General features: G+C 33.7%; 24 protein-coding genes. 7 read left to right on the forward strand and 17 right to left on the reverse strand.

The features are described from left to right. Positions 1–142 precede the first annotated feature (142 nt). From ACUXVC_RS24205 to ACUXVC_RS24230, 6 genes are all read right to left on the reverse strand, one after another. Entirely contained in the window at positions 143–1,996 is a 1,854-nt protein-coding gene (locus ACUXVC_RS24205; RefSeq protein WP_001243660.1) for a sensor histidine kinase, read from the reverse strand. Further along, on the reverse strand, positions 1,993–2,682 hold the full coding sequence (locus ACUXVC_RS24210; RefSeq protein ID WP_016079950.1) for a response regulator transcription factor: 690 nt from the start codon (positions 2,680–2,682) through the stop codon (positions 1,993–1,995). The genes ACUXVC_RS24205 and ACUXVC_RS24210 overlap by 4 nt, the downstream gene beginning before the upstream one ends. Before the next feature lie 39 nt (positions 2,683–2,721). Next, positions 2,722–3,342 carry a class D sortase gene (locus ACUXVC_RS24215; protein ID WP_053563488.1) on the reverse strand — a complete coding sequence of 207 codons (621 nt, stop codon included), beginning with the start codon at positions 3,340–3,342 and terminating at the stop codon, positions 2,722–2,724. An 89-nt stretch (positions 3,343–3,431) separates the two neighbouring features. Further along, positions 3,432–3,923, reverse strand: coding sequence for an LPXTG cell wall anchor domain-containing protein (locus ACUXVC_RS24220; RefSeq protein ID WP_069356357.1), 492 nt, complete (start codon positions 3,921–3,923; stop codon positions 3,432–3,434). Between the two features lie 177 nt (positions 3,924–4,100). Then, the gene (locus tag ACUXVC_RS24225) at positions 4,101–4,433 is read right to left on the reverse strand and encodes a hypothetical protein (RefSeq protein ID WP_000415613.1); all 333 of its coding nucleotides are present in this window, start codon (positions 4,431–4,433) and stop codon (positions 4,101–4,103) included. A 183-nt stretch (positions 4,434–4,616) separates the two neighbouring features. Continuing rightward, complete coding sequence (locus ACUXVC_RS24230; RefSeq protein ID WP_002041936.1) at positions 4,617–4,832, reverse strand: hypothetical protein; 216 nt, start codon at positions 4,830–4,832, stop codon at positions 4,617–4,619. Positions 4,833–4,993: 161 nt separating this feature from the next. On the opposite strand from ACUXVC_RS24230, the gene hpt reads away from it, so the two are divergent. Together hpt and ACUXVC_RS24240 are read left to right on the forward strand one after the other, a co-directional pair. Then, entirely contained in the window at positions 4,994–5,521 is a 528-nt protein-coding gene (gene hpt / locus ACUXVC_RS24235; RefSeq protein WP_001019294.1) for a hypoxanthine phosphoribosyltransferase, read from the forward strand. 83 nt (positions 5,522–5,604) lie between these two features. Further along, the gene (locus ACUXVC_RS24240) at positions 5,605–6,507 is read left to right on the forward strand and encodes a diacylglycerol/lipid kinase family protein (RefSeq protein WP_000167901.1); all 903 of its coding nucleotides are present in this window, start codon (positions 5,605–5,607) and stop codon (positions 6,505–6,507) included. 41 nt (positions 6,508–6,548) lie between these two features. Here ACUXVC_RS24240 and ACUXVC_RS24245 read toward each other — a convergent pair whose 3' ends face one another. Together ACUXVC_RS24245 and ACUXVC_RS24250 are read right to left on the reverse strand one after the other, a co-directional pair. Then, a complete protein-coding gene (locus tag ACUXVC_RS24245) occupies positions 6,549–7,058 on the reverse strand; it encodes a DUF2199 domain-containing protein (RefSeq protein WP_144465148.1) in 510 nt (169 codons plus the stop codon). A 24-nt stretch (positions 7,059–7,082) separates the two neighbouring features. Beyond that, positions 7,083–7,754, reverse strand: a complete 672-nt coding sequence (locus tag ACUXVC_RS24250; RefSeq protein WP_144465149.1) for a DUF7003 family protein — start codon at positions 7,752–7,754, stop codon at positions 7,083–7,085. A 190-nt stretch (positions 7,755–7,944) separates the two neighbouring features. Between ACUXVC_RS24250 and ACUXVC_RS24255 the strand changes: the two genes are divergently transcribed. Next, positions 7,945–8,937, forward strand: coding sequence for an Rpn family recombination-promoting nuclease/putative transposase (locus tag ACUXVC_RS24255; protein ID WP_446025857.1), 993 nt, complete (start codon positions 7,945–7,947; stop codon positions 8,935–8,937). A gap of 303 nt (positions 8,938–9,240) precedes the next feature. On the opposite strand, the gene ACUXVC_RS24260 is transcribed toward ACUXVC_RS24255, so the two are convergent. The 6 genes from ACUXVC_RS24260 to ACUXVC_RS24285 form a co-directional block, all read right to left on the reverse strand. Further along, complete coding sequence (locus ACUXVC_RS24260; RefSeq protein ID WP_000404320.1) at positions 9,241–9,498, reverse strand: hypothetical protein; 258 nt, start codon at positions 9,496–9,498, stop codon at positions 9,241–9,243. A 164-nt stretch (positions 9,499–9,662) separates the two neighbouring features. Then, positions 9,663–9,842 (reverse strand): hypothetical protein, encoded by a 180-nt coding sequence (locus ACUXVC_RS24265; protein ID WP_001986677.1) that lies wholly within the window; start codon positions 9,840–9,842, stop codon positions 9,663–9,665. Positions 9,843–9,951: 109 nt separating this feature from the next. Beyond that, positions 9,952–10,551: a DedA family protein gene (locus tag ACUXVC_RS24270; protein WP_000418941.1), complete on the reverse strand. Its 600-nt coding sequence runs from the start codon at positions 10,549–10,551 to the stop codon at positions 9,952–9,954. Beyond that, complete coding sequence (locus tag ACUXVC_RS24275) at positions 10,551–11,129, reverse strand: class I SAM-dependent methyltransferase (protein WP_078401135.1); 579 nt, start codon at positions 11,127–11,129, stop codon at positions 10,551–10,553. The genes ACUXVC_RS24270 and ACUXVC_RS24275 overlap by 1 nt, the downstream gene beginning before the upstream one ends. 142 nt (positions 11,130–11,271) lie before the next feature. Beyond that, complete coding sequence (locus tag ACUXVC_RS24280) at positions 11,272–13,221, reverse strand: ABC transporter permease (protein ID WP_000176150.1); 1,950 nt, start codon at positions 13,219–13,221, stop codon at positions 11,272–11,274. Continuing rightward, positions 13,208–13,978, reverse strand: a complete 771-nt coding sequence (locus tag ACUXVC_RS24285) for an ABC transporter ATP-binding protein (protein WP_000859656.1) — start codon at positions 13,976–13,978, stop codon at positions 13,208–13,210. The genes ACUXVC_RS24280 and ACUXVC_RS24285 overlap by 14 nt, the downstream gene beginning before the upstream one ends. A 306-nt stretch (positions 13,979–14,284) precedes the next feature. On the opposite strand from ACUXVC_RS24285, the gene ACUXVC_RS24290 reads away from it, so the two are divergent. Continuing rightward, entirely contained in the window at positions 14,285–15,157 is an 873-nt protein-coding gene (locus ACUXVC_RS24290; RefSeq protein WP_095690089.1) for an AraC family transcriptional regulator, read from the forward strand. Between the two features lie 45 nt (positions 15,158–15,202). Here the strand turns inward: ACUXVC_RS24290 and ACUXVC_RS24295 are convergent, their stop codons facing one another. Genes ACUXVC_RS24295 through ACUXVC_RS24305 form a run of 3 tightly spaced genes read right to left on the reverse strand, consistent with a single transcriptional unit; the run spans position 15,203 to position 16,760 of the window. Continuing rightward, the gene (locus tag ACUXVC_RS24295; RefSeq protein ID WP_000820672.1) at positions 15,203–15,832 is read right to left on the reverse strand and encodes an SdpI family protein; all 630 of its coding nucleotides are present in this window, start codon (positions 15,830–15,832) and stop codon (positions 15,203–15,205) included. A gap of 23 nt (positions 15,833–15,855) precedes the next feature. Continuing rightward, the gene (locus tag ACUXVC_RS24300; protein WP_098125840.1) at positions 15,856–16,491 is read right to left on the reverse strand and encodes an SdpI family protein; all 636 of its coding nucleotides are present in this window, start codon (positions 16,489–16,491) and stop codon (positions 15,856–15,858) included. Next, complete coding sequence (locus ACUXVC_RS24305) at positions 16,488–16,760, reverse strand: autorepressor SdpR family transcription factor (protein WP_001070531.1); 273 nt, start codon at positions 16,758–16,760, stop codon at positions 16,488–16,490. Before ACUXVC_RS24305 ends, ACUXVC_RS24300 begins: the two co-directional genes overlap by 4 nt. Positions 16,761–16,969: 209 nt before the next feature. Here ACUXVC_RS24305 and ACUXVC_RS24310 point away from each other — a divergent pair, with 209 nt between their 5' ends. From ACUXVC_RS24310 to ACUXVC_RS24320, 3 genes are all read left to right on the forward strand, one after another. Next, positions 16,970–17,665 (forward strand): response regulator transcription factor, encoded by a 696-nt coding sequence (locus ACUXVC_RS24310; RefSeq protein ID WP_000276738.1) that lies wholly within the window; start codon positions 16,970–16,972, stop codon positions 17,663–17,665. Between the two features lie 2 nt (positions 17,666–17,667). After that, positions 17,668–18,690 carry a sensor histidine kinase gene (locus ACUXVC_RS24315; RefSeq protein WP_000765342.1) on the forward strand — a complete coding sequence of 341 codons (1,023 nt, stop codon included), beginning with the start codon at positions 17,668–17,670 and terminating at the stop codon, positions 18,688–18,690. 94 nt (positions 18,691–18,784) lie between these two features. Then, the gene (locus ACUXVC_RS24320; RefSeq protein WP_446025858.1) at positions 18,785–20,764 is read left to right on the forward strand and encodes an FtsX-like permease family protein; all 1,980 of its coding nucleotides are present in this window, start codon (positions 18,785–18,787) and stop codon (positions 20,762–20,764) included. Positions 20,765–20,767: the final 3 nt, after the last annotated feature.

Here is a 20,767-nt window from a genome sequence, read left to right on the forward strand (position 1 = left end):
TACCATTATACTTAGCCAATTGCTATGCACGGTTCATCGACTCCTTACATAACCTCATATTCTAAACAAATTATACTGATTAAAAATAAAGATTAGGTAAAGATAATATGAAAATAATTTAAAAAAACGTAGATTATATTTTCTACGCTTTTTTCGGTAAATAGAAATAAAATAACACACCATCTTCTGTATTTCCTGCCCCATATTCAGTATCATGTAGTTCTAAAATATTCTTTGAAATGGCAAGCCCAAGCCCCGTCCCACCTTGTGAACGCTGACGAGCTGTATCCACTCGATAAAAACGATCCCAAATTTTATCTAATTGTTCTTCTTCAATGTGAGTACCTTTATTTTCAATGCACACTTTTATACGATCCTTCTCATCTATTGTAGAAATAATAATATCTTCTTTATTTGGTGTATAACGTATGGCATTCGTAATGAAATTCACGATGACTTGTTCAATCCGGCCTTGATTTGCAATCACTTCAAATGAACATATATTTTTATGAACACGAAGCTCTTTTTTCTCTATTTCCACAGATAGATGTTCACATATGTCTTCAATTACTGTATCAATATAAAACGAATCCTTTTTCATTTTATATGTACCAGATTCAAATTTAGCTAACTCAAGCATATCCAAAATTAACGTATCCATTTTGTCTACTTCTCTCTCCATCGCCTGAAAATAATAATCCTTTTTATGCTCAGCTACCCCGTCTTTTAAAATAGAAATACAGCTTTTCATAATACTTAGCGGTGTTTTTAATTCATGTGAAACACCAGAAATGAATTCTTTTCGCGTCTTTTCTAACTTTCTTTCCTTTTCAATATCTTCTTCTAACTGCCCAATATGCGAATGGAGTTTATTTGATAGCACATTAATATTTTTCGATAAATCTCCAATTTCATCTTTTGAAGTAATCGGTATTTTTTCTGTAAAATCTAATTGTGCTATTTTCTTCGTCGTATCATTTATTTTTAATAATGGTTTTGCAATTTGTTTTGAATAATAAAACGAAGCTAAAAAAATAAGAACGACTACAAATGCAATGATATAGATGTAATAATCTTGCACCATTTGTACAGCTTCATCTACGGGCTGTAAAGAAGCCATCGCATAAATATATGTTACTGATCCATCTTTTTCTTTTATTGGTTTCATTAATAATTTATATTTTATATCATTCTTTTCATAGTCCATTGTCTTTGTTGAATACTCTATTTGATTACTCTCTTTTAGTAATACATCCGTTTGAAATTCTTTTATACTATCCAAAAATAAAGTATTTTTATAAATTGGATTTACGGGGCCTTTTACATCTGGAAACTGTACTTTCGTAACACGCCCTCCTATGTAAACATCTGGTTCTGGGGCAGCTTGCTCCTGAACGGCTGGCCTCTTCTCCTTAACAACTTGTTCCCCGGTTGCTTTCTTTTTCTCCTCATATAATTTTCTCATTTTCTCATTAAATGCTTTTTCTAGCGGTTTATTAGATCCACTTAAATTCTGTTTAGATAAAGAAAAAGAGAATGGAATAAAACTATCTTCTTTTCTCACTCCAGAAAAATAAATTTCTTGCCCTAAAAAATGCTCTGATAATTTATTATCAATCTCCTCTATATTGACGAGATTACCTAAGGGAATTTTGAATATTTGTTGTCCAAAGCTCTTTTGTTGCCTACGATCTATCGTTACTTCAAAATAAAAATCATCTGCATGTTTTAAATTCCCGTTCTTATCTAATGTCGTAATCCACGTATTATTTTCTCTTAAAAAGTCTTGCTCTAGTTTCTGAATTTCTTCTGCATTTCCTGCATGATTTAAATAGTTCTTCCCAAAGGAATTTAAATTCACTTTAATATCTTCCACTTTTCGATTCGCATAATATTGTTTAAAAAATATCGTTTGTCCAATAAATATCGTCGCTAAAATCAACATGCACAATGCTGTTGTAAGAGTAAATAATTTTAGTACAATTCCATTCCTCATACATTGCCCTCAAATTTATAACCTGTGCGTACTACAGTTGTAATGTACTTTGCTTTCTCTCCTAATTTATTTCTTAAATTACGAATATGACTATTAACCGTTCGATCATCACCAGCAAATTCATATCCCCAAATTCTTGAAATGAGTTGCTCTCGCGTTAAAACGATTCCTTGATTTTTCATGAAATACGCTAATATTTCAAATTCTGTATGCGTTAAATTAATATCAGTTCGATTTACCGTAACAGTGCGTGACGGAAAATGAACGTGAATATCGTGGATTGATAATGTATCATCTTCATTCTCTAAAAGTTGCTTTGTCACTTTTCTGCTTTCTAACAACCTTTTCGCTCTTGCTAATAAAATTGGCGGACTATACGGCTTCGTCACATAGTCATTTGCCCCAAGTTCAAAACCAAGTAGCGTATCGTCTTCATCTACGCGCGCCGTTAGCATAATAATAGGCACCTCGGACGTCTTTCGAATCCTTCGGCAAACAGACCATCCATCGAGTTCTGGCAACATAATATCTAAAATAACTAAATCAACCTCTTCTTCTTCAAATACAACTAAAGCCTCTTTCCCGTCCCTCGCTTCAAACACTACATATTGCTCACTTAAAAAATAATCTTTTAATATTTCACGTAATATGTCTTCATCTTCAACAATTAAAATGTTTTTTGACATAACTGATATATCCCCCTCCCGTTTTCAGAAACTATAATTTCACTTTGAATAACTGCCAGTTAACGTCGCCTCGATAATATATCTATCTGGTGCATCCCCTATATAATCAAATGGGTAACAAGTTGTCAGTGTTAATATCGGTTCTTCTTTTTTTATAATAACAGTACGATCATCCGCATGAGTAATCCATGTCTTTTGAATTTCATATGTGTACGTTTTATTATCATACTCTAAAACAAGAGTATCCTTTTCTTTCAACTCTCCTAAATCTGTAAATACAGTATCTCGGTGTCCACTCAGTACAGTATGTCCTCCTCCAGATGGGGTTGTCGTTAAATCACTAACAAACATACCAACTCCTTTTTTCAAAGTCGTATCATCCGCTCCCCAATATATAGAAAACTTCTTCTTTATTTTCGGTATGTTTAACATCGCTACCTTTTCACCTTCTTTATGTTCTGTTTGAGAAGAAGGCACTTGAGAAGTTACAGGTGTTTCATGAGAAAGTTGAGTATCTTGTATATTTTTAAGGCTCTTTATTTCTTCTTTCGTTAATTCTTGAGCAGAGCTTTTTCCTTTATACCATTCCACAGCGTAATAGGATCCCATGAATAGCCCAATAGCCATCAATATGATACCGATATAATTGAGTAACTTCATTCTTCATCCCTCCATGCAAAAAATGGTAGGAGTAACCTACCATTTTTAATATATGAAATTATTCCATTCTTTATAGGAAAATATTTTATTTACACTTTAATCTTATTGCGACGATTCAAACCAAATAATGTACCTATCGCTACAAGACATGCACTTAATCCCATCATTGCTACATTATTTGATGCTGTATTTGGTAATTTTTCACCTTGTACAACTGGCTTTACTACTTCTTTTTTAGCTACTTCATTCTTTTGCTCGACTTTTATCGCTGCTTCTTTTTTTGCCATATCATTTTTTAACTGTTCTTGCGCTATTCTCTTTTTCTCTTCTTCACTCTTTTTCTCAGCTTTTATTGCTTCCTCTTTTTTAGCCATATCATTTTTTTCTTGTACTTGGGCCGCTTGTTTTTTCTCTACTTCATTTTTTTGCTGTTCCTTAATTGCTTCTTCTTTTTTAGCTTTATCTTGTTGCACTTGCGCTTCTTCTTCCTTTGTTACTGTTCCAGTATCCGCACTCGCTACTGAAGAATATCCTACTGTTAAAAGTGCCATTGCACAAATTGGTAATAGTCTCTTTTTCATCTTCATTCTCTCCTTATATTTTATTCACATCAACTCGCACCGGATGTATTACTAGAATAAGCAAGAGATATAAATATAAGATGCAGATGAAATATATTTCATTTAAAGATTTCATTGTAGAAAAAGAAAAAAACATCGTAATATGTACGATGTTTTTTCGGGTGTGTGTCTCAATATTTACATGTTACTTTCGCGTGATTTGGAAGTAGAACGGGCCGGAGCGATAACTAATTGTCTCGGCTCAGTTTTCTTGAAGTGATTTTTGACGTTACACTTACGACGTTGAACAACCCACGCTTTAATAGGGTTTGTTAAAATAATCTTTTGCTCTTCGTTAGGGGCCTCTTCTTCAAACCTACAACTTTCGCTCCATTTATTCCATTTCATTGTAAATTTAGAAGAAGAATGATCATCTTCACGATCAAACAAGTGCAAAAAATCCATTTTTCCATCTAGCATTACGGTGTTACTAGTCGCTAAAAAAGAAAAGGTCGTCCAACGTTTCTCCATGCCCTCCTACTCCTTTTTCACATATAGAGTGCCTAAAACTTAATTTACCTAAAATATGCTTGCCTTTTACCTTACACCCATAGTTTATCCAAAATGCTATTATGCAACTATCGATTTGCCTTACAACTACCTTACATTTTTGTAAGAAACAAAAAAACCTTCACTCTATATAATGAAGGTTTCTTACTTGTTATCTATATGATCTCTCATATCATCAAGTCCAGCTTCTTTTAGCTGCGACATCATACCGTGCGAAATTGCTCCTAACACTAAAGTCATTCCAATTAATGAAATACGAATCGCAGGTACATCAATTACGTAAGCCAACAGGCCAAGAACAATTGTTAAAAGTAATGCTTTTATAAATGTTACACTTGTGTACTGTTTCTTCTTCATCATATTCACCCTTTATGGAAGCGTTTTCTTAATATACTTAGTATATCATATCATCAGATGATTTTGTCGTTGTCTTTGTAAAAAATTACTATCTTCTTTGACTTTTTCTATTCTATCCTTTACAGTCGAAATGTTCGCAAGTTTTACACTGTAGGAGGATTACAATGAATATTGAAATAAAAGACACTTTAATTTCTGAAGAACAATTACAAGCAAAAGTGAAAGAATTAGCACTTCAAATCGAACGTGACTTTGAAGGAGAAGAAATCGTAGTTATCGCCGTATTAAAAGGTTCATTCGTATTTGCTGCTGATTTAATTCGTCACATTAAAAACGATGTAACAATTGACTTCATTTCTGCATCTAGTTATGGAAATCAAACAGAAACGACAGGAAAAGTGAAACTACTAAAAGATATCGACGTAAACATTACTGGAAAAAACGTAATTGTTGTAGAAGATATTATCGATTCTGGTTTAACACTTCATTTCTTAAAAGACCACTTCTTTATGCATAAACCAAAGGCACTCAAGTTCTGTACATTACTTGATAAACCAGAACGCCGTAAAGTGGACTTAAAAGCTGAATATGTTGGCTTCCAAATTCCAGACGAATTTATCGTTGGCTACGGTATCGACTGTGCTGAGAAATATCGTAACTTACCATTTATCGCTTCAGTTGTAACGGAGTAATATAATAAAATAAGCTTCCATCAATTACTGATGGAAGTTTATTTTCTATCACGATTCGTAAAAGACAAAGGGAGAGAATAAAAATGACAAAGACAAAATTTGAAAAAGTACTCCTCATCGTAAATCCGAAAGCTGGTCAAGGTGACTTACATACAAATTTAACAAAAATCGTACCACCTCTTGCCGCAGCTTTTCCTGATCTACATATCCTTCATACGAAAAAACAAGGTGATGCAACAAAATATTGCCAAGAGTTTGCTAGTAAAGTAGATTTAATTATCGTCTTTGGTGGGGATGGAACAGTATTTGAATGCACAAATGGCTTAGCACCTCTCGAAACTAGACCTACACTTGCAATTATTCCAGGTGGAACTTGCAACGACTTCTCTCGCACACTTGGTGTTCCGCAAAACATTGCAGAAGCGGCAAAACTTATTACAAAAGAACATATAAAACCAGTTGACGTTGCAAAAGCAAATGGACAACATTTCTTAAACTTCTGGGGGATTGGTCTCGTATCTGAAGTATCAAACAATATCGATGCAGAAGAAAAAGCAAAGCTTGGTAAAATCGGTTACTATTTAAGCACAATTCGAACTGTAAAAAATGCTGAAACATTCCCAGTAAAAATTACTTATGACGGACAAGTATATGAAGACGAAGCTGTCCTTGTCATGGTTGGAAATGGTGAATATCTTGGTGGTATTCCATCCTTTATTCCGAACGTAAAATGTGATGACGGAACACTTGATATTTTCGTAGTCAAATCAACAGGTATTCAAGCATTTAAAGATTACATCGGAAAGAAACTGTTTGAAGACTCAAATGAAAATGACATCTTCCACGTAAAAGCGAAATCCATTCATATTGAAACGAAAGAAGAAAAAGAAGTAGATACAGATGGAGAAAGTTCGCTTCATACACCTTGTCACATTGAATTATTACCAGGACACTTTACGATGATTTATAATCCTGCGGTTGTGTAAAGAAAAAAACGAGTGCTAGCACTCGTTTTTTCTCTTCTAATCTAGCTATGTCGTTGAATCATTTCTTGTATTTCTTTAACTCTCTCTAAAGTAATTCCATTTCTTTGTTCGATTGCTAAAGGATGCTCGGTTGGCTCTAATTCAACATACGGTGCCGTTCCAACTTCTCTTATATGTACATTTGTTTTTAAATTTAATGTTTCTGGATAAACTGGTATTTCTACAGATAACCACCCAAAATAAGGATCACTATTTTCTCGGCCTCTCTCATCCCACTTTTCTAATACTTCATCATAACTTTCTTTACTAAGTGATACCCAAACAGTCCATATGAAGTTTTCGTGGTAGTCAATGATAGGAATCTCTAAACATCCTCTAATAAAGTAATGCTCATCGTCCATTACGCAAATTTCTGATGTTAAATGGAAGCGTTCCTCTCTTTCATGGGGCGCTACCTCGTAATAATAATATGGTGCTTCACTTCCGTAGCATAGAGGTAGTGCAAAACGATGCATTTGTACTTTTTCTCCGGATTTTCTTCTTCTTTTCATTTATTATTCTTTCTCCTATCCTTTTCAGTCACAATCAAACGCTACCCAATTTCTCCAATGCGTGTTAGAATCCTTCTTCACAATAATACGTGGATCTTTCTTCTCTATTGCAGCGGCTACTGATTGGAAGAATTCATTTTCACTTACTTTTTCGTCTTCAACATGTTTCCATTCTTCCGTTTCATACGCTAGTTCCCAATTACCTTCTAAACCGAACTCTTCTAAAATCTCTTCTTTACTCCACCATAATAATGTTCTAACTTCTTCATTAGTAGCAAGCATACGCATAAAGTATGTTGGATAATGCTCTGTCGTTTGTACTTCTATTCCATTATTTATATAATCTTCTTCTGTAAATTCATATTCAAAATGATGCTCGCGAATTTTTAAACTGCCGTTATAAATATTCGGTATAAATTCACCTTCATCATCAAACAACTCATAATCGCCATTATTTAATTGTAAAATGCAATCATCACCCATTGAATGAGTAATTCTATCGCCATATACTTGAATATCATTACATACACCTAATGAACCTACACCCACAATTTGAAACACCATTAGCCAATCCTTAGTATCTTTCAAGAAAAGAGAGAATTTCACTTGTGAAATATCCATATATTCATTATCAAAGGCAGGAAATTCATAGTTACTTTGCTTTTTATCTAATAGTTTTAAAATATCTTTTTGCATATGTATCATCTTCACCCCGATATAAACAAAAATATTTTTTTAATTTCACTAGAGTATAACATAACCATACTTACCTGTGACATTCTAATAAAACTACTAAAAAATAGAAGAATGGCTTGTTTGCATACTCTAGTTCTTTTTATGTACAATGAAGGAAAGAAGTACCTTCATATAAGGGAGAGGACAAACTTTGTTCAACCAACAGTTAGTTAATTTACGCATTGATTTTGCATTTAAACAATTGTTTGGTACGAATGGTAGCGAAGATATTCTAATTGCATTTTTAAATGCTATGTTACAAGAGTCTTTAGGGTCGCCCATTGCTTCTCTACAACTAGAAGATCCACATTTACACAGGGAATATGAAGAGGATAAGTTATCTATTTTAGACATTTCAGCGACATTAGACACAGGAACAAAAGTTAATGTAGAAATACAACTCAATAATAATCACGATATGGTTAAACGCAGTTTATATTATTGGGGAAGACTATACACATCTCAACTACAAAAAGGGATGCCCTACAGTGCACTTCACAAAACCATCACCATAAACTTACTAAACTTCGTAATGTTTTCGGAACACCCAGCCTTCCATACAACGAGCATATTATGGAATACACAACAACAAAAACTCCTGAGTGAAGACATAGAAATTCCAAAGTTAACTGAACAATGGCATGAAGAAAAAGTAAATCCGTGGAAAGATCCATTTGTTCGTTGGCTTTTATTGCTTTCAGCAAATGAGGATGAGCACTTAACTAAACTATTGGAGGATATTGCTATGAACGAAGATCCTATTTTACAAAAAGCGATAAATAAATGGGAACGTATGAGTCAAGATTCTTCTTTCCGGCAAGCCTATGACGCAAGGGAGAAAGTTTTAATGGATGAAGCAGCAAAATTCGCCCATGCAGAGACAGAAGGAATAAAAAGAGGAATGGAACAAGGAATTAAAAAAGGGCTTGAAAAAGGCATTGAACAAGGCATTGAACAAGGTATTGAACAAGGCATTGAACAAGGCATTGAACAAGGCATTGAACAAGGTCGAAAAGAAGGAGTTCAACAGGGGAAAATTCAAATGATTAAAAATATGTATGATCTTGGTATACCACTTGAAACGATTGCTAAGGCAAGTAAATTAAGTTTGCATGAGATTGAGCATATTTTAGGACATAAATAGTGATAAAAAAAGAGCTTGAATAGTTTCAAGCTCTTTTTTATCAACTCTCCTCGATATCATCCAATTGAGTCTTATAACATTTATCACACTCTGGACTCGTAGGAAGAATCCCTCTTTCATCAGGTAATAAAACCCTCAAAACTTCTCGATCCATCTCTGCGAAAGACTTCATAATAATGGGATATCTTTCTCTAAAAAGGTTAACATCCATACAGTTTTTCCTTTATCGTTCATCAGCAGCACTTTATGGTTTAACTTCCAAGCCACTTCACTAACATGATCAAACATCTTTATTAATACGCCTTAATCAATTTCAAGCCAACCCATTCCCATAGAAAGAAATAACAACAGTCCGATTACAAAAAAGAGACCCCCAGTTAAAAAATAGAACGGCACTCCATGCAATGGATCACTAAATAACTCTATCAAATTTCCAGCTACTACTTTCCATTTCTCTTTCTTTGAATTTTTTTCTTTTAATTCTTTTATAAATCGATAATTACTTATACTAATCAAAATAATTCCTATTAATAGGCATCCTACTATGATTAAAATCTCCAAATATAGCACTCCATATGTACATCTATATTTATTTTCGTTTACATACTATTGTTATTCATATTCCATTTTAGCTAATAAACAAACGAAAAAGAACTAGGTGGATTAATGTTTACTTAAAAAGAAAAAGTCCGAAACCATATAAAGTGATTTCGGACTTTTTCTTTTTAAAATATTAAATTACATTTCGAACAAAAAGGAGCTGAATTTCCTCTTCTAATTTTCGTATCACATTTTGGACAATATACATATCGTTCCTCTACCTTTTGTCGTTCTATCATGTGTAAGGATACTATTTTCATACTGCACATAATTCCAATTAAGATAAGGCTAAAAATAAGTAGCACAACGCTCTTCCTTCCTTAACTACTTACCTATATTTTACCATTAAATAAAGATAATTTTATACTTATAATCCTATCTTGTCCTTCATACTGGAAGAAACTTTCTTTACTTCTATTTACTCATCAGTGTGATTCTTTTTTGTCTATATAAATAAAGAATACCTGTAACTATAAAAACAATCACGCCAAAATACACGCCATATTCTATCGCGATCGCTACAATACTTTCAATATGTTGTCCAAATAAAGCACCGAGCACAAAGTAAACGAGTGTCCAAACAAATCCTGTCGTATAAGAATACAAAGCATACGTCTTAAATGACATGTTATTCATTCCAACTAAATACGGCACGATATGTCTTACAACTGGTATGAAATAGCTTGTAACTAACGCGTACTGTCCGTATTTATCAACCATTTCTTGTGATTTTATTAAATACTTTGCTTTTTTCTTTTTCATCAATTTATGGAGTACCTTCGTGCCAAATACCTTCCCTAATATATATCCTAAAGAAAGCCCTGATACAACACCTAAATATGTTAATACAAATGAAGGAACAACACTTAATATACCTACTGAAGATACGAAACCACCACTCATAACAATCATTTCATCTGGAATTGGCATACCGATAATACCTAACCATAAACAGAAAAATAATGCCCAATAACCGTACTGCTCGATATAGGATAATAATTCATGTAATTCCATTATGCATACGCTCTCCTTAGTTCTTTTTTGCAACTAAAGACGTAGGCTGGCGGGAAATTGAGCCATACTTTTTCTAGTGTAATTTCAGGGAAGAAATGCTGTATAAATCCTTTTTTCACAAGTGAATATTGAAATGTAATGAACTCACCATTCTCATGTATCGCTTCCATCGCATTGTTTAAAATGCGCTTTGAAACTTCTTCTGGTAAAGAAGTGAAAGGCAATCCTGATAAAATGTAATCAATACATTCTATATCGAGCTCCTCCATATACTTCTTTATATTTTCAGCTGAACCGTGTACAACAATAACTTTCTGCTCATCTTTAAACTTTCTTTTTAATTCTTTGAAAAATACTTCATTAATTTCAATAAGAAGAAATATTGTTTCCTTCTTTTTTCTCTTCATAATCTCTTTCGTAAAAACCCCTGTGCCAGGCCCTAACTCTACAATACATTTCGCTTTATTAAAATCAATTACATCGACCATTTTCTTTGCTAATATTTTTGAACTTGGCGCAATTGCACCAGTATGTTTTGGATGCTTTATAAATTCATGTAAAAATGTAATGAGCTGCATGTAAACCTCTCCTCATTCGTTCGATAGTTTTTAACTTGTGTCTAAGTATAACTATCGTTTCTTAATAAAAATTGAGGAAGTTTCTTAAGATTTTATGAAGAATAAAAAAACAGCTATCGCGTGTAGCGATAGCTGCCCCTTATTACTTCGCACTCACGATCTTATAATAAGAACGAACCGTTAAGAAGTAATATCCAATATAGATGACACCGTATACTCCAATACTAATGAGAAGCGGAATCATAATTTCAAATGGTAATATATTTGATAAACCTTTTAGTGCAAATAAACTGTGTAAAATACCGATTACTAACGGAATAGCGAAGATAAAACTTACTTGTTTTGCGATAGCTTTCTTCATTTCTTGCTTCGTTACACCAACTTTATGAAGGACAATGTAACGATCACGGTCAGCACTTGCTTCTGTTAATTGTTTAAAGTAAATGATTGAGCCTGTTGCTAATAGGAATACTAATCCTAAGAATAACCCAATAAACATCATTAAGCCTGTCGTTTCAAGCCCCATTTGGAATCCTGTATAGAAATCGTTAAATGGTTTTAAAACTTCTGATTCTCCAGCTGGCATAATGCTTGCTAATTTTGCTGTTAACTCTTTACTATTTCGCTCACCTTTTACATCAATATTTTTTACAGTACGCGTTTCGTTTACTTGTTTCACTTGCTCATATGTTTTATCAGGAACGATTACAAATAGTTCATTTAAATTTGTAAGGCTTCTATTATTTACACCTTTAATTTTTAATTCTTTTGACTCATTTCCAACAGGGAATACAGCTGTATTTCCTGTATAAAGAGGACCAAAATCAAGTTTCTCAATATATAAGCTATCATATACGAAAGCTTCATTCGCACTTAAATTTACAGGTTCTACATCTAAATGTTTCACATGTTTATTAAAGCTTGATTGAGAAATAAGCTGGTACTGATTCGTAACATTATAGTGTGTGTTCAGAACTTGATCAGCTCTTTCACCTTTAAATGTTCCTTTCACAGGAATCATTTCAACTTCTGATTCATATGTGACTGGGTGATTATTCTTCTCTCCAGCAAGTATTTCATTTACTTTTTTATCTAATGCTGCATCTTTTTTCTCATAGGAATAACTATACGGCGCAGCAACTTTTGATTGCGTAAATGTGTTGTAATACATCGTAACTGACGTACCAACCGCTGTTAATGTAACTGCACTTAAAATAGCGATTGTCGCTAATGATTTCGCATTTCCTTTAATACGATATAGTAACTGCGATGTCGTTACCATATTCATACCATTATAAAATGCTGACTTATTATTTCTTGCACGTTTCAATACAAATACTGTGAAGAACATGAACAGTAAATAAGTCCCTGCTACTGTCGCTAATAAAATATATAATGCAACGACCATAAAGTCTGCATACATAACTGCTTTCATGTACATTAGCGCTAAAAAATAACCTGAACCGATTAAGAAAACTGAAATTAATGCCATGATGACAGATCCTTTTGGCATTGCTTCTCCTTCACGTTCTGCACGGAAAAGTTCAATTAACTTAAAGCGATAAATTAAACGATATCCTTGAAGTGATGTATATAAAATAATCACAAAGAAAATAATTGCTGTATCAATAATGGCAGCCATCGGTACTTCAAAATGAACGTTTAAATTTAATCCCATCATATTTACTAATAACTCAAGGAATAATTTCGAAAGGACACTACCGATCGCAATCCCGATTACTAATGACATTAATCCCATTAACATATTTTCATAAAAGAGCATTTTACCAATTTGTCTTTTACGAATACCTAATAACGAATATAAGCCAACTTCTTTTTTACGTTTACGTGTAAAGAATCCGTTCGAATATATAATGAACACTGCTACGAAAATGATAAGCATCACACTGGAAACTTGGAACGCTCCGCTAATTTTTTTTGAAGCTTCTGCTGCTTTTTCCATTTGTGAATTATATTGCAGTGCTTTAAATGTAAAATAAATAACAATACTAAAAATCATAGATGCGAAATATACAAAGTAGTCTTTAAAGTTCCGCTGTATGTTGCGGAGGGCAATGCTAGATAAGGTCATCAGCCATACCTCCAGAAATAGAAGACATTACGTCAACGACTTTTTGGAAGAACTGTTTACGCGTTGATTCACCACGGTGCAATTCTTTATATAGTTCACCATCTTTAATGAAAATAACTCGTTTACAATAACTTGCTGCAAATGCATCATGCGTTACCATTAAAATTGTTGAGTTATCATATTCATTTAATGACTTCATACTTTCAAGTAAATCTGTTGCAGATTTAGAATCAAGCGCTCCAGTTGGCTCGTCCCCGAAAATCATACTTGGATTCGTAACGATTGCACGTGATGCTGCGCAGCGCTGCTTCTGTCCACCAGATACTTGATATGGGAACTGACTTAAAATATGATCAATACCAAATTTCTTTGAGATTTCAAGAACGCGGCGATCAATCTCACTCGCTTTCACCTTTGATAACGCAAGTGGTAAAGCGATATTCTCTTTCACTGTTAACGTATCTAATAAGTTATAATCTTGGAAAATGAAACCTAAATGATCGCGGCGGAATAACGCTAACTTATCATCATTCATTTTCACAATATCTTTTCCATCAATTAAAATTTCACCGTTCGTCGCATTATCAATTGTAGAAAGAACATTTAGTAAAGTCGTCTTACCAGAACCAGAAGGTCCCATAATTCCAACGAACTCACCTTCTTTTACTTGTAAGTTAATACCTTTTAACGCTGCAAATTTATTACCACCCGTGTCATATACTTTTTCAATATTTTTTGCTTCTAATACTGTTTTCATCTCGACATCCCTCATTTCTTCTATTCTCTATTTTCAACTATATACACTCTCTACTCTTGCCACTATCGATGTTTCTTACACAAACATGACAGTTATGTAAGGCACATAAGTAAAGAAATCAAAAAGTTAACGTAATGAATTAAAGTACTTTGTTACTATAACATTGGGATATCATACCATCCATTCATTCTCCTTACAGGAACATTACAATTTTGTAAGGTAAAAAATGCACCTACAAAGTTGTGCACGAAATGTCGGATGGAGCTATTCCGTTCCTGCTATTCTATGTACAGAGGAGGTCATAATATGGATTCACTTAAAAATATGAATGCTGCAATGCAGTATATCGAAAACAACCTTACACATGAAATTGATTTTAAAGAAGTCGCAAAAATAGCTTACTGCTCCGAATATCATTTCAAGAGAATGTTTTCTTTTTTAGCTGGCATATCACTATCAGAATATATTCGCTGTAGACGTCTTACTCTCGCTGCCTTTGAACTAAAAAACAACAATGTAAAAGTCATTGATATCGCTATAAAATATGGATACAACTCACCAGATTCATTCGCTCGTGCATTTCAAAACTTGCACGGTATAACACCTTCAGAGGCCCGAAATAGTAGCCATTCTTTGAAGGCTTATTCACCAATGACCTTCCAATTATCCATTCAAGGAGGAAATGAAATGAACTATCGAATTGAAGAAAAAGAGCCCTTTCGAATTATAGGTATTACAAAACGAGTACCAATCGTTTTTAACGGTGTAAATGAAGAAATTGCTTCTATGTGGAAAAGTTTAAACCCAGAGTCTATTCAAACATTAAAGTCCCTTTCAAACATTGAACCTACTGGAATTATTAGTGCTTCTACTAATTTTTCTGAAGGAAGAATGGAGGAAAAAGGAGAACTTGATCACTATATTGGAGTAGCCACAACAAAGGATTGTCCAGAGCAATTCGCGCAACTTGAAGTCGCAGCTTCAACATGGGCTATATTTGAAGCTGTCGGTCCATTTCCTGATGCACTACAAAATGTATGGGGGCGTATTTATTCTGAATGGTTCCCTTCTTCGAACTATGAACTAGCGGAAGGACCGGAAGTATTGTGGAATGAACAGAAACACATATCTTCTCCAAACTTTAAAAGTGAAATTTGGATACCGGTTTTGAAGAAGTGATAAAAAAACAAAGCTGCTCTTCCCTAAAAGGAAAAGCAGCTTTATTTACATTTTCAACTCTTCTTTATAAATACTATATGACTTTATTGTTGATACGATAATACATATTAATATGATTCCAATCCCCATAAAAATATTAAATGGATCTGGAAGCAAAGCCCCGGCATATATACAAAGTGAACCTATTACAAATACCCTCGAAGCAAATCTATGTGTTTTTCTCCAAACTACAGGATTTTCTAATGTCCAGTCCATTCGAATGCCTACTAACCCGTTCGGCTTCGTTTGTTGCATGTAATTACCTAGTACAAGAAACAATGTTCCAAGTCCAAAATTAAATGCAATTGAGCCCGATGCAATATAATTAGACGCTGCTAATAGTGCAAATATGTTACATCCAAATCCGATAAAGAGAATGGCATAATTAATCGCTGAAAGAACTTTGGATTGCTGTGTAGACTTATCTTTTATGAATCCAAAAACTAGCCATATCATATAGAGCACTACCATACTACCTATCGAGAATGAACTTGCTTCTATTTTAGAAAAATATCCATCTACTACTCCTGCTGCATTATAATGGCGTGGAATTTGTTCTGGTAAATATGGCCATACAATATACCATCCAATTGCAATGCCAATAATTAAACTCCATGGTAATACGTGTCTTTTCATCCTCTCTCCCCCATAATTTTTTATTAGGCCCCTATTTCTTTTTTATAAGCAATATATGAATATCCCATCGTTAATCCTACTGCACCAATAATAATTCCAACCATTACGAAAGATTTCCACGTTACTGGTGCAAAAACACTTAAAATCATAATGATCCCCAATGCAACAAACACCTTTCCGCTAAAACGGTGTGTCTTTCTCCATACTTCTTCGCTACTTAACGTCCACGGCGTTTTTATACCTACAAAATAGTTTGGTTTACATTGTGGTAAATAGTTTCCGATGACTATAAATAAAATACCCACTAATAATTCCGGCACGCGATTAATGAATAAATTGTATCCTAATCCACTTGTAATAATATCTATATTCCCTACAAATAGTAGCAGTAATATCCCGTTATTCATCATCATAAAAGCTTTAGAAAACTTCTCGTAGTTCGCTTTCTTTGGATCAATCTTTGGTAACACATTTAGAAAAATATATAAAACAATCATAATTCCAACCATAGAAAGCATTCCATACAATTTAGAAGAATATCCATCTACTTTACCGCCGCTCCAATGCGTTGCAATTGTATCCGGTAAATGTGGCCAAGCAAACGCCCAAGCTAAACAAGTTATAACAATTAATAAGATTGCAAAAAGATGCTTCCTCATTTCCCCTCTTCCCCCTTATTCGTAAATGTAAACACCCAAGTCAACAAATCTTGAAAGACCGTTGTGTTTAAAGAGTACACAACGAATTGCCCTTTCTTTTCATCTTGAATAAGTTCAGCATTTTTAAGTGCGCTTAAGTGGTGTGAAATACTTGGTTTTGTCATATTGAAATGTTCAGCAATCTCACCAGCGGTTAGATCACCTTCTTTTAATAAGTCTAAAATTTTTCGCCTTGTTGGATCTGCTAATGCTTTGAATGCTTGATTCAATGTCTTTCTTCCTTTCGATAATTAGACATTTAGATATTTATCTAAATGTTAAACCGATTACCGTTATTTGTCAATTCCATCCAGCGCCCTTTTTACTTTTCTCACTTTTAACCTATACTGTTTACTAGCTTATCTTTCAACATAATGAAAAGACTTGAAACACATGATACACTATAGCTACAATTGTTTTTTTGAGGAGGAATATACATATGTATAAAATTTTAATCGTTGAAGACGATCCAAATATTTCATCATTACTGCAATCTCACATTCAGAAGTACGGTTATGAGGCTGTGGTAGCAGAGAATTTCGATGATATTATGGAATCGTTTAACGCTGTGAAACCACATCTTGTTTTACTTGATGTAAACTTACCGAAATTCGATGGTTTCTACTGGTGCCGTCAAATTCGTCATGAATCTACTTGTCCAATTATTTTCATTTCAGCTCGTGCTGGTGAGATGGAACAAATTATGGCAATTGAAAGCGGTGCGGATGATTACATTACAAAACCGTTCCACTACGATGTTGTAATGGCGAAAATTAAAGGACAATTACGTCGTATTTACGGTGATTATGCACCGAATATTTCTGAACGTATCGTTGAAGTAGAAGGTTTAAAACTATTCCCAGAACGTCCTGAAATTCACTTCGGATCTGAACAAGTTCTTTTAACGAAGAAAGAAGCTATTTTAGCTGAAATGTTATTATCTAAATTCCCTCGTACAGCGAGCCGTGAAGATTTATTAGCTGCGCTTTGGGATGACGAGAGCTTCGTTGAAGAAAATACATTAAACGTAAACATTACGCGTCTTCGTAAAAAGTTTAATGAGCTTGGCATTGAGAACTCTATTGAAACAGTACGTGGACTTGGATATCGCTTTAACGCAACTTGGAGTGAATAAGCATGAAGCTATTTTTACGTGATCATTTTGCATTTTTCCTACTGTACGTATTAAACTTCGGTATCATTTTCGTTCTTTATGATGCAGTAGATGGATTTCAAAACAATAAATTTTACTTCGTCGTTTTAAGTTTATATTTATTCATTTGTTTCCTCGCTTATCGTTACGTTCGCAATCGTAGAATGTACCATAGATTAAGTGAGCAACCAGAAAAAATGGAAGATGCGTTTATTGAAAGAGCGACTGCTCCGATGCCTCACGGTGTCAATGAACTCGTGCGTACGCAGTACCGCCTCTTCCAAAAAGAACTGCAATCGTATGAAGTAAAACAACAAGAACATCAATTATTCATTAACCATTGGGTACATCAAATGAAAACACCTGTTTCTGTTATGCAGCTTATGGTGCTAGAAATGGAAGACGAGCATTTAATTCCAAAGTTTAAAAAAGAATTAGAGCGTCTAAACCAAGGACTTGATATGGCTTTATACATGGCTAGGTTAAATAACTTCCATGAAGATTTCCATGTCGAGACGATTTCATTAAAAGATACGGTAACAAAAAATATTAACGGATTAAAAGAATTATTCATTCGTAATGGTGTCTTCCCTGTTTTAGAAGTCCATTCTGATTTAAAAGTTGCTTCTGATGCGAAATGGCTAAAATTTATCATCTATCAGTTAATGACAAATGCTGTTCGTTACTCTGGTGAGCGCGGAAAGAAAGTTTTCTTATCTGCTTACCGAAACGGAAAAGATATTATTTTAGAAGTTCGTGATGAAGGTGTTGGTATTCCGCAAGAAGATATTCGAAGAGTATTTGAACCGTTTTACACTGGGAAAAACGGTCGCGCATTCGGAGAATCTACTGGTATGGGCCTTTATATTGTAAGTAAAATTTGTGATTATTTAGGTCACTCGGTCAAACTAGATTCTGAAGTTGGTAAAGGAACGACGATTAAAATCATCTTCCACAACGCTGCAAATAATCAGGCAGAACATACGGAGAAGGTGACCGAAGTATGATCGTAACATATGCAAGCAAAATGTATGAGAACTCACTCTCATACATTTTTTGCAATACAACTACTTCTATATCTTCTAGCCGGAGGTATAATCTATGAAATTTTGGCAATTTGCATTTAAAAACGTCACGCGCAACTCGAGAGCTTATTTTGCTTACTTTGTAAGTAGTTCCTTTTCCATTGCTGTGTTCTTTTCGTTTGCTGTTTACTTATTCCATCCGAAATTACAAAACTTTGACATGACCTCTGAAATTTCAGGATTAATGATATTTTCAGAAGTAGTAATTGTATTTTTCTCTTTCTTCTTTTTACTATATTCCATTGGTACTTTTTTAAAAGTTAGAAAAAAACAATTTGGTATTTTGACCATTTTAGGAATATCGAGAAAACAATTACATCGTCTTGTTTTTATGGAGAATATGTTAATCGGGATTTTATCTATCTTTTTCGGCATGCAGTTTGGAGTTGTTTTTTCTCAATTTTTCTTATTAGTAACAGCCAAACTTACGCATGTTCCAGGAATATATTTATACGGTCCGACTAACGCGTTTATTTTAACAACCATTGTTTTCCTTAGTCTTTTTATCATTGTATCCGCATTCACACCAATGCTTATTCGTACAAAAAAAGCAGTACACCTTTTAAAAACAAATGGTGGAAAACAAAAAGAAAGAAAACCATCCATACTTGTTTCATTATTTGGTGCGATTTGTTTATTTGGTGGTTATGCGTTAGCTGGAAATCCTAAATATTTCGTATCAGTAAGCCCGCAAATCGGTGTTATATATATGGTCTCAAGTATTTTCGTTATCCCAACGCTTGTTACAATCGGAACATATTTTTTCTTTTCTCAAATTAGCTTCTTACTCATTTATATTCTAAAGAAAAGAAGAAAATTTTATATGAAACGGATTAATATGCTTTGGGTTTCGGATTTAGCAAGCCGTATTCGAACGAATATTAATATGCTTTTTATTGTAGCGATGCTATCTACTATCGCTTTCACAATGATTACGTTTCTATATGGATTCGGGAAATTTATTAAGCTAGAAGTTAATAGAACTTCTCCTTTCCCAATTTCTTATTTTTCTTATGATGCGAACCCTTTTGTTACAGAGCATTTAAATTGGCTTGAGCAACAATTACAAAAAGAGCATTTCTCTTATCAAAAAATAAAAGCTGATATATATGAAACACCACTAAAAGAAGATAAAGATGTAGCCATTTTTAATGATGTCTACGCAATTAAGCAAAGTGACTATAACAAACTTGCAGATTCTTTACGAATGAAACAACTATTTATGGATGATAACGAAGCATATGTGCTAACAGGGACATCTTATATCACCATATTCAACGAATTTGAGCAAAGCTACAAAAGAGATTACATTACACTCTCTAGTACAAATACGAAATTACGAGTAAAAGGCTATGAGTATGTGAATGCAATTCCAGCTGGCTTTTCATATCAAACGATAGTTTTGCCTGATGTTATCGTAAATAACTTACCTAGCACCGTAAAGCATATATCAGCATACAATTACAAAATTCAAAACTGGGAACAGACATATGAAATTGCTGATAATTTTATAGAAAAAGTGCAAAAAGATCGAAATAAATCCCAGTATGAAGGACCTCTTATTCGCTCCTTTGAATCAGCAGGATCGTTATACAAAATAACATCAGGCAGTGCTGCATTTTTCCTAATTGGGACATTTTTAGGAGTTATTTTCTTCATTGGAGCTGGTAGCGTTCTTTACTTTAGAATGTATACGGATTTGACGAACGAACAAGAGAAATATATAACGATTTCTAAAATCGGTGTAACAGATACAGAGATGAAACGATCTGCAACCATTCAACTTAGTATTTTATTTTTCATTCCGTACATTATGGCATCCATTCATACAATGTTTGCAACAAAAATGTTACAAGATGTAATTGGTTTATCTCTGTTCAAAGAGGTTTCAGCCGTTCTTATTATTTTTGGATTCGTTGAAATCGTATTTTTCGTATTCATTCGTTCACTTTATATGCAAAAATTATCACAATACACGAGTGGACAAAATATTTAAAAC

It is taken from the genome of Bacillus sp. N6 (assembly GCF_052805735.1).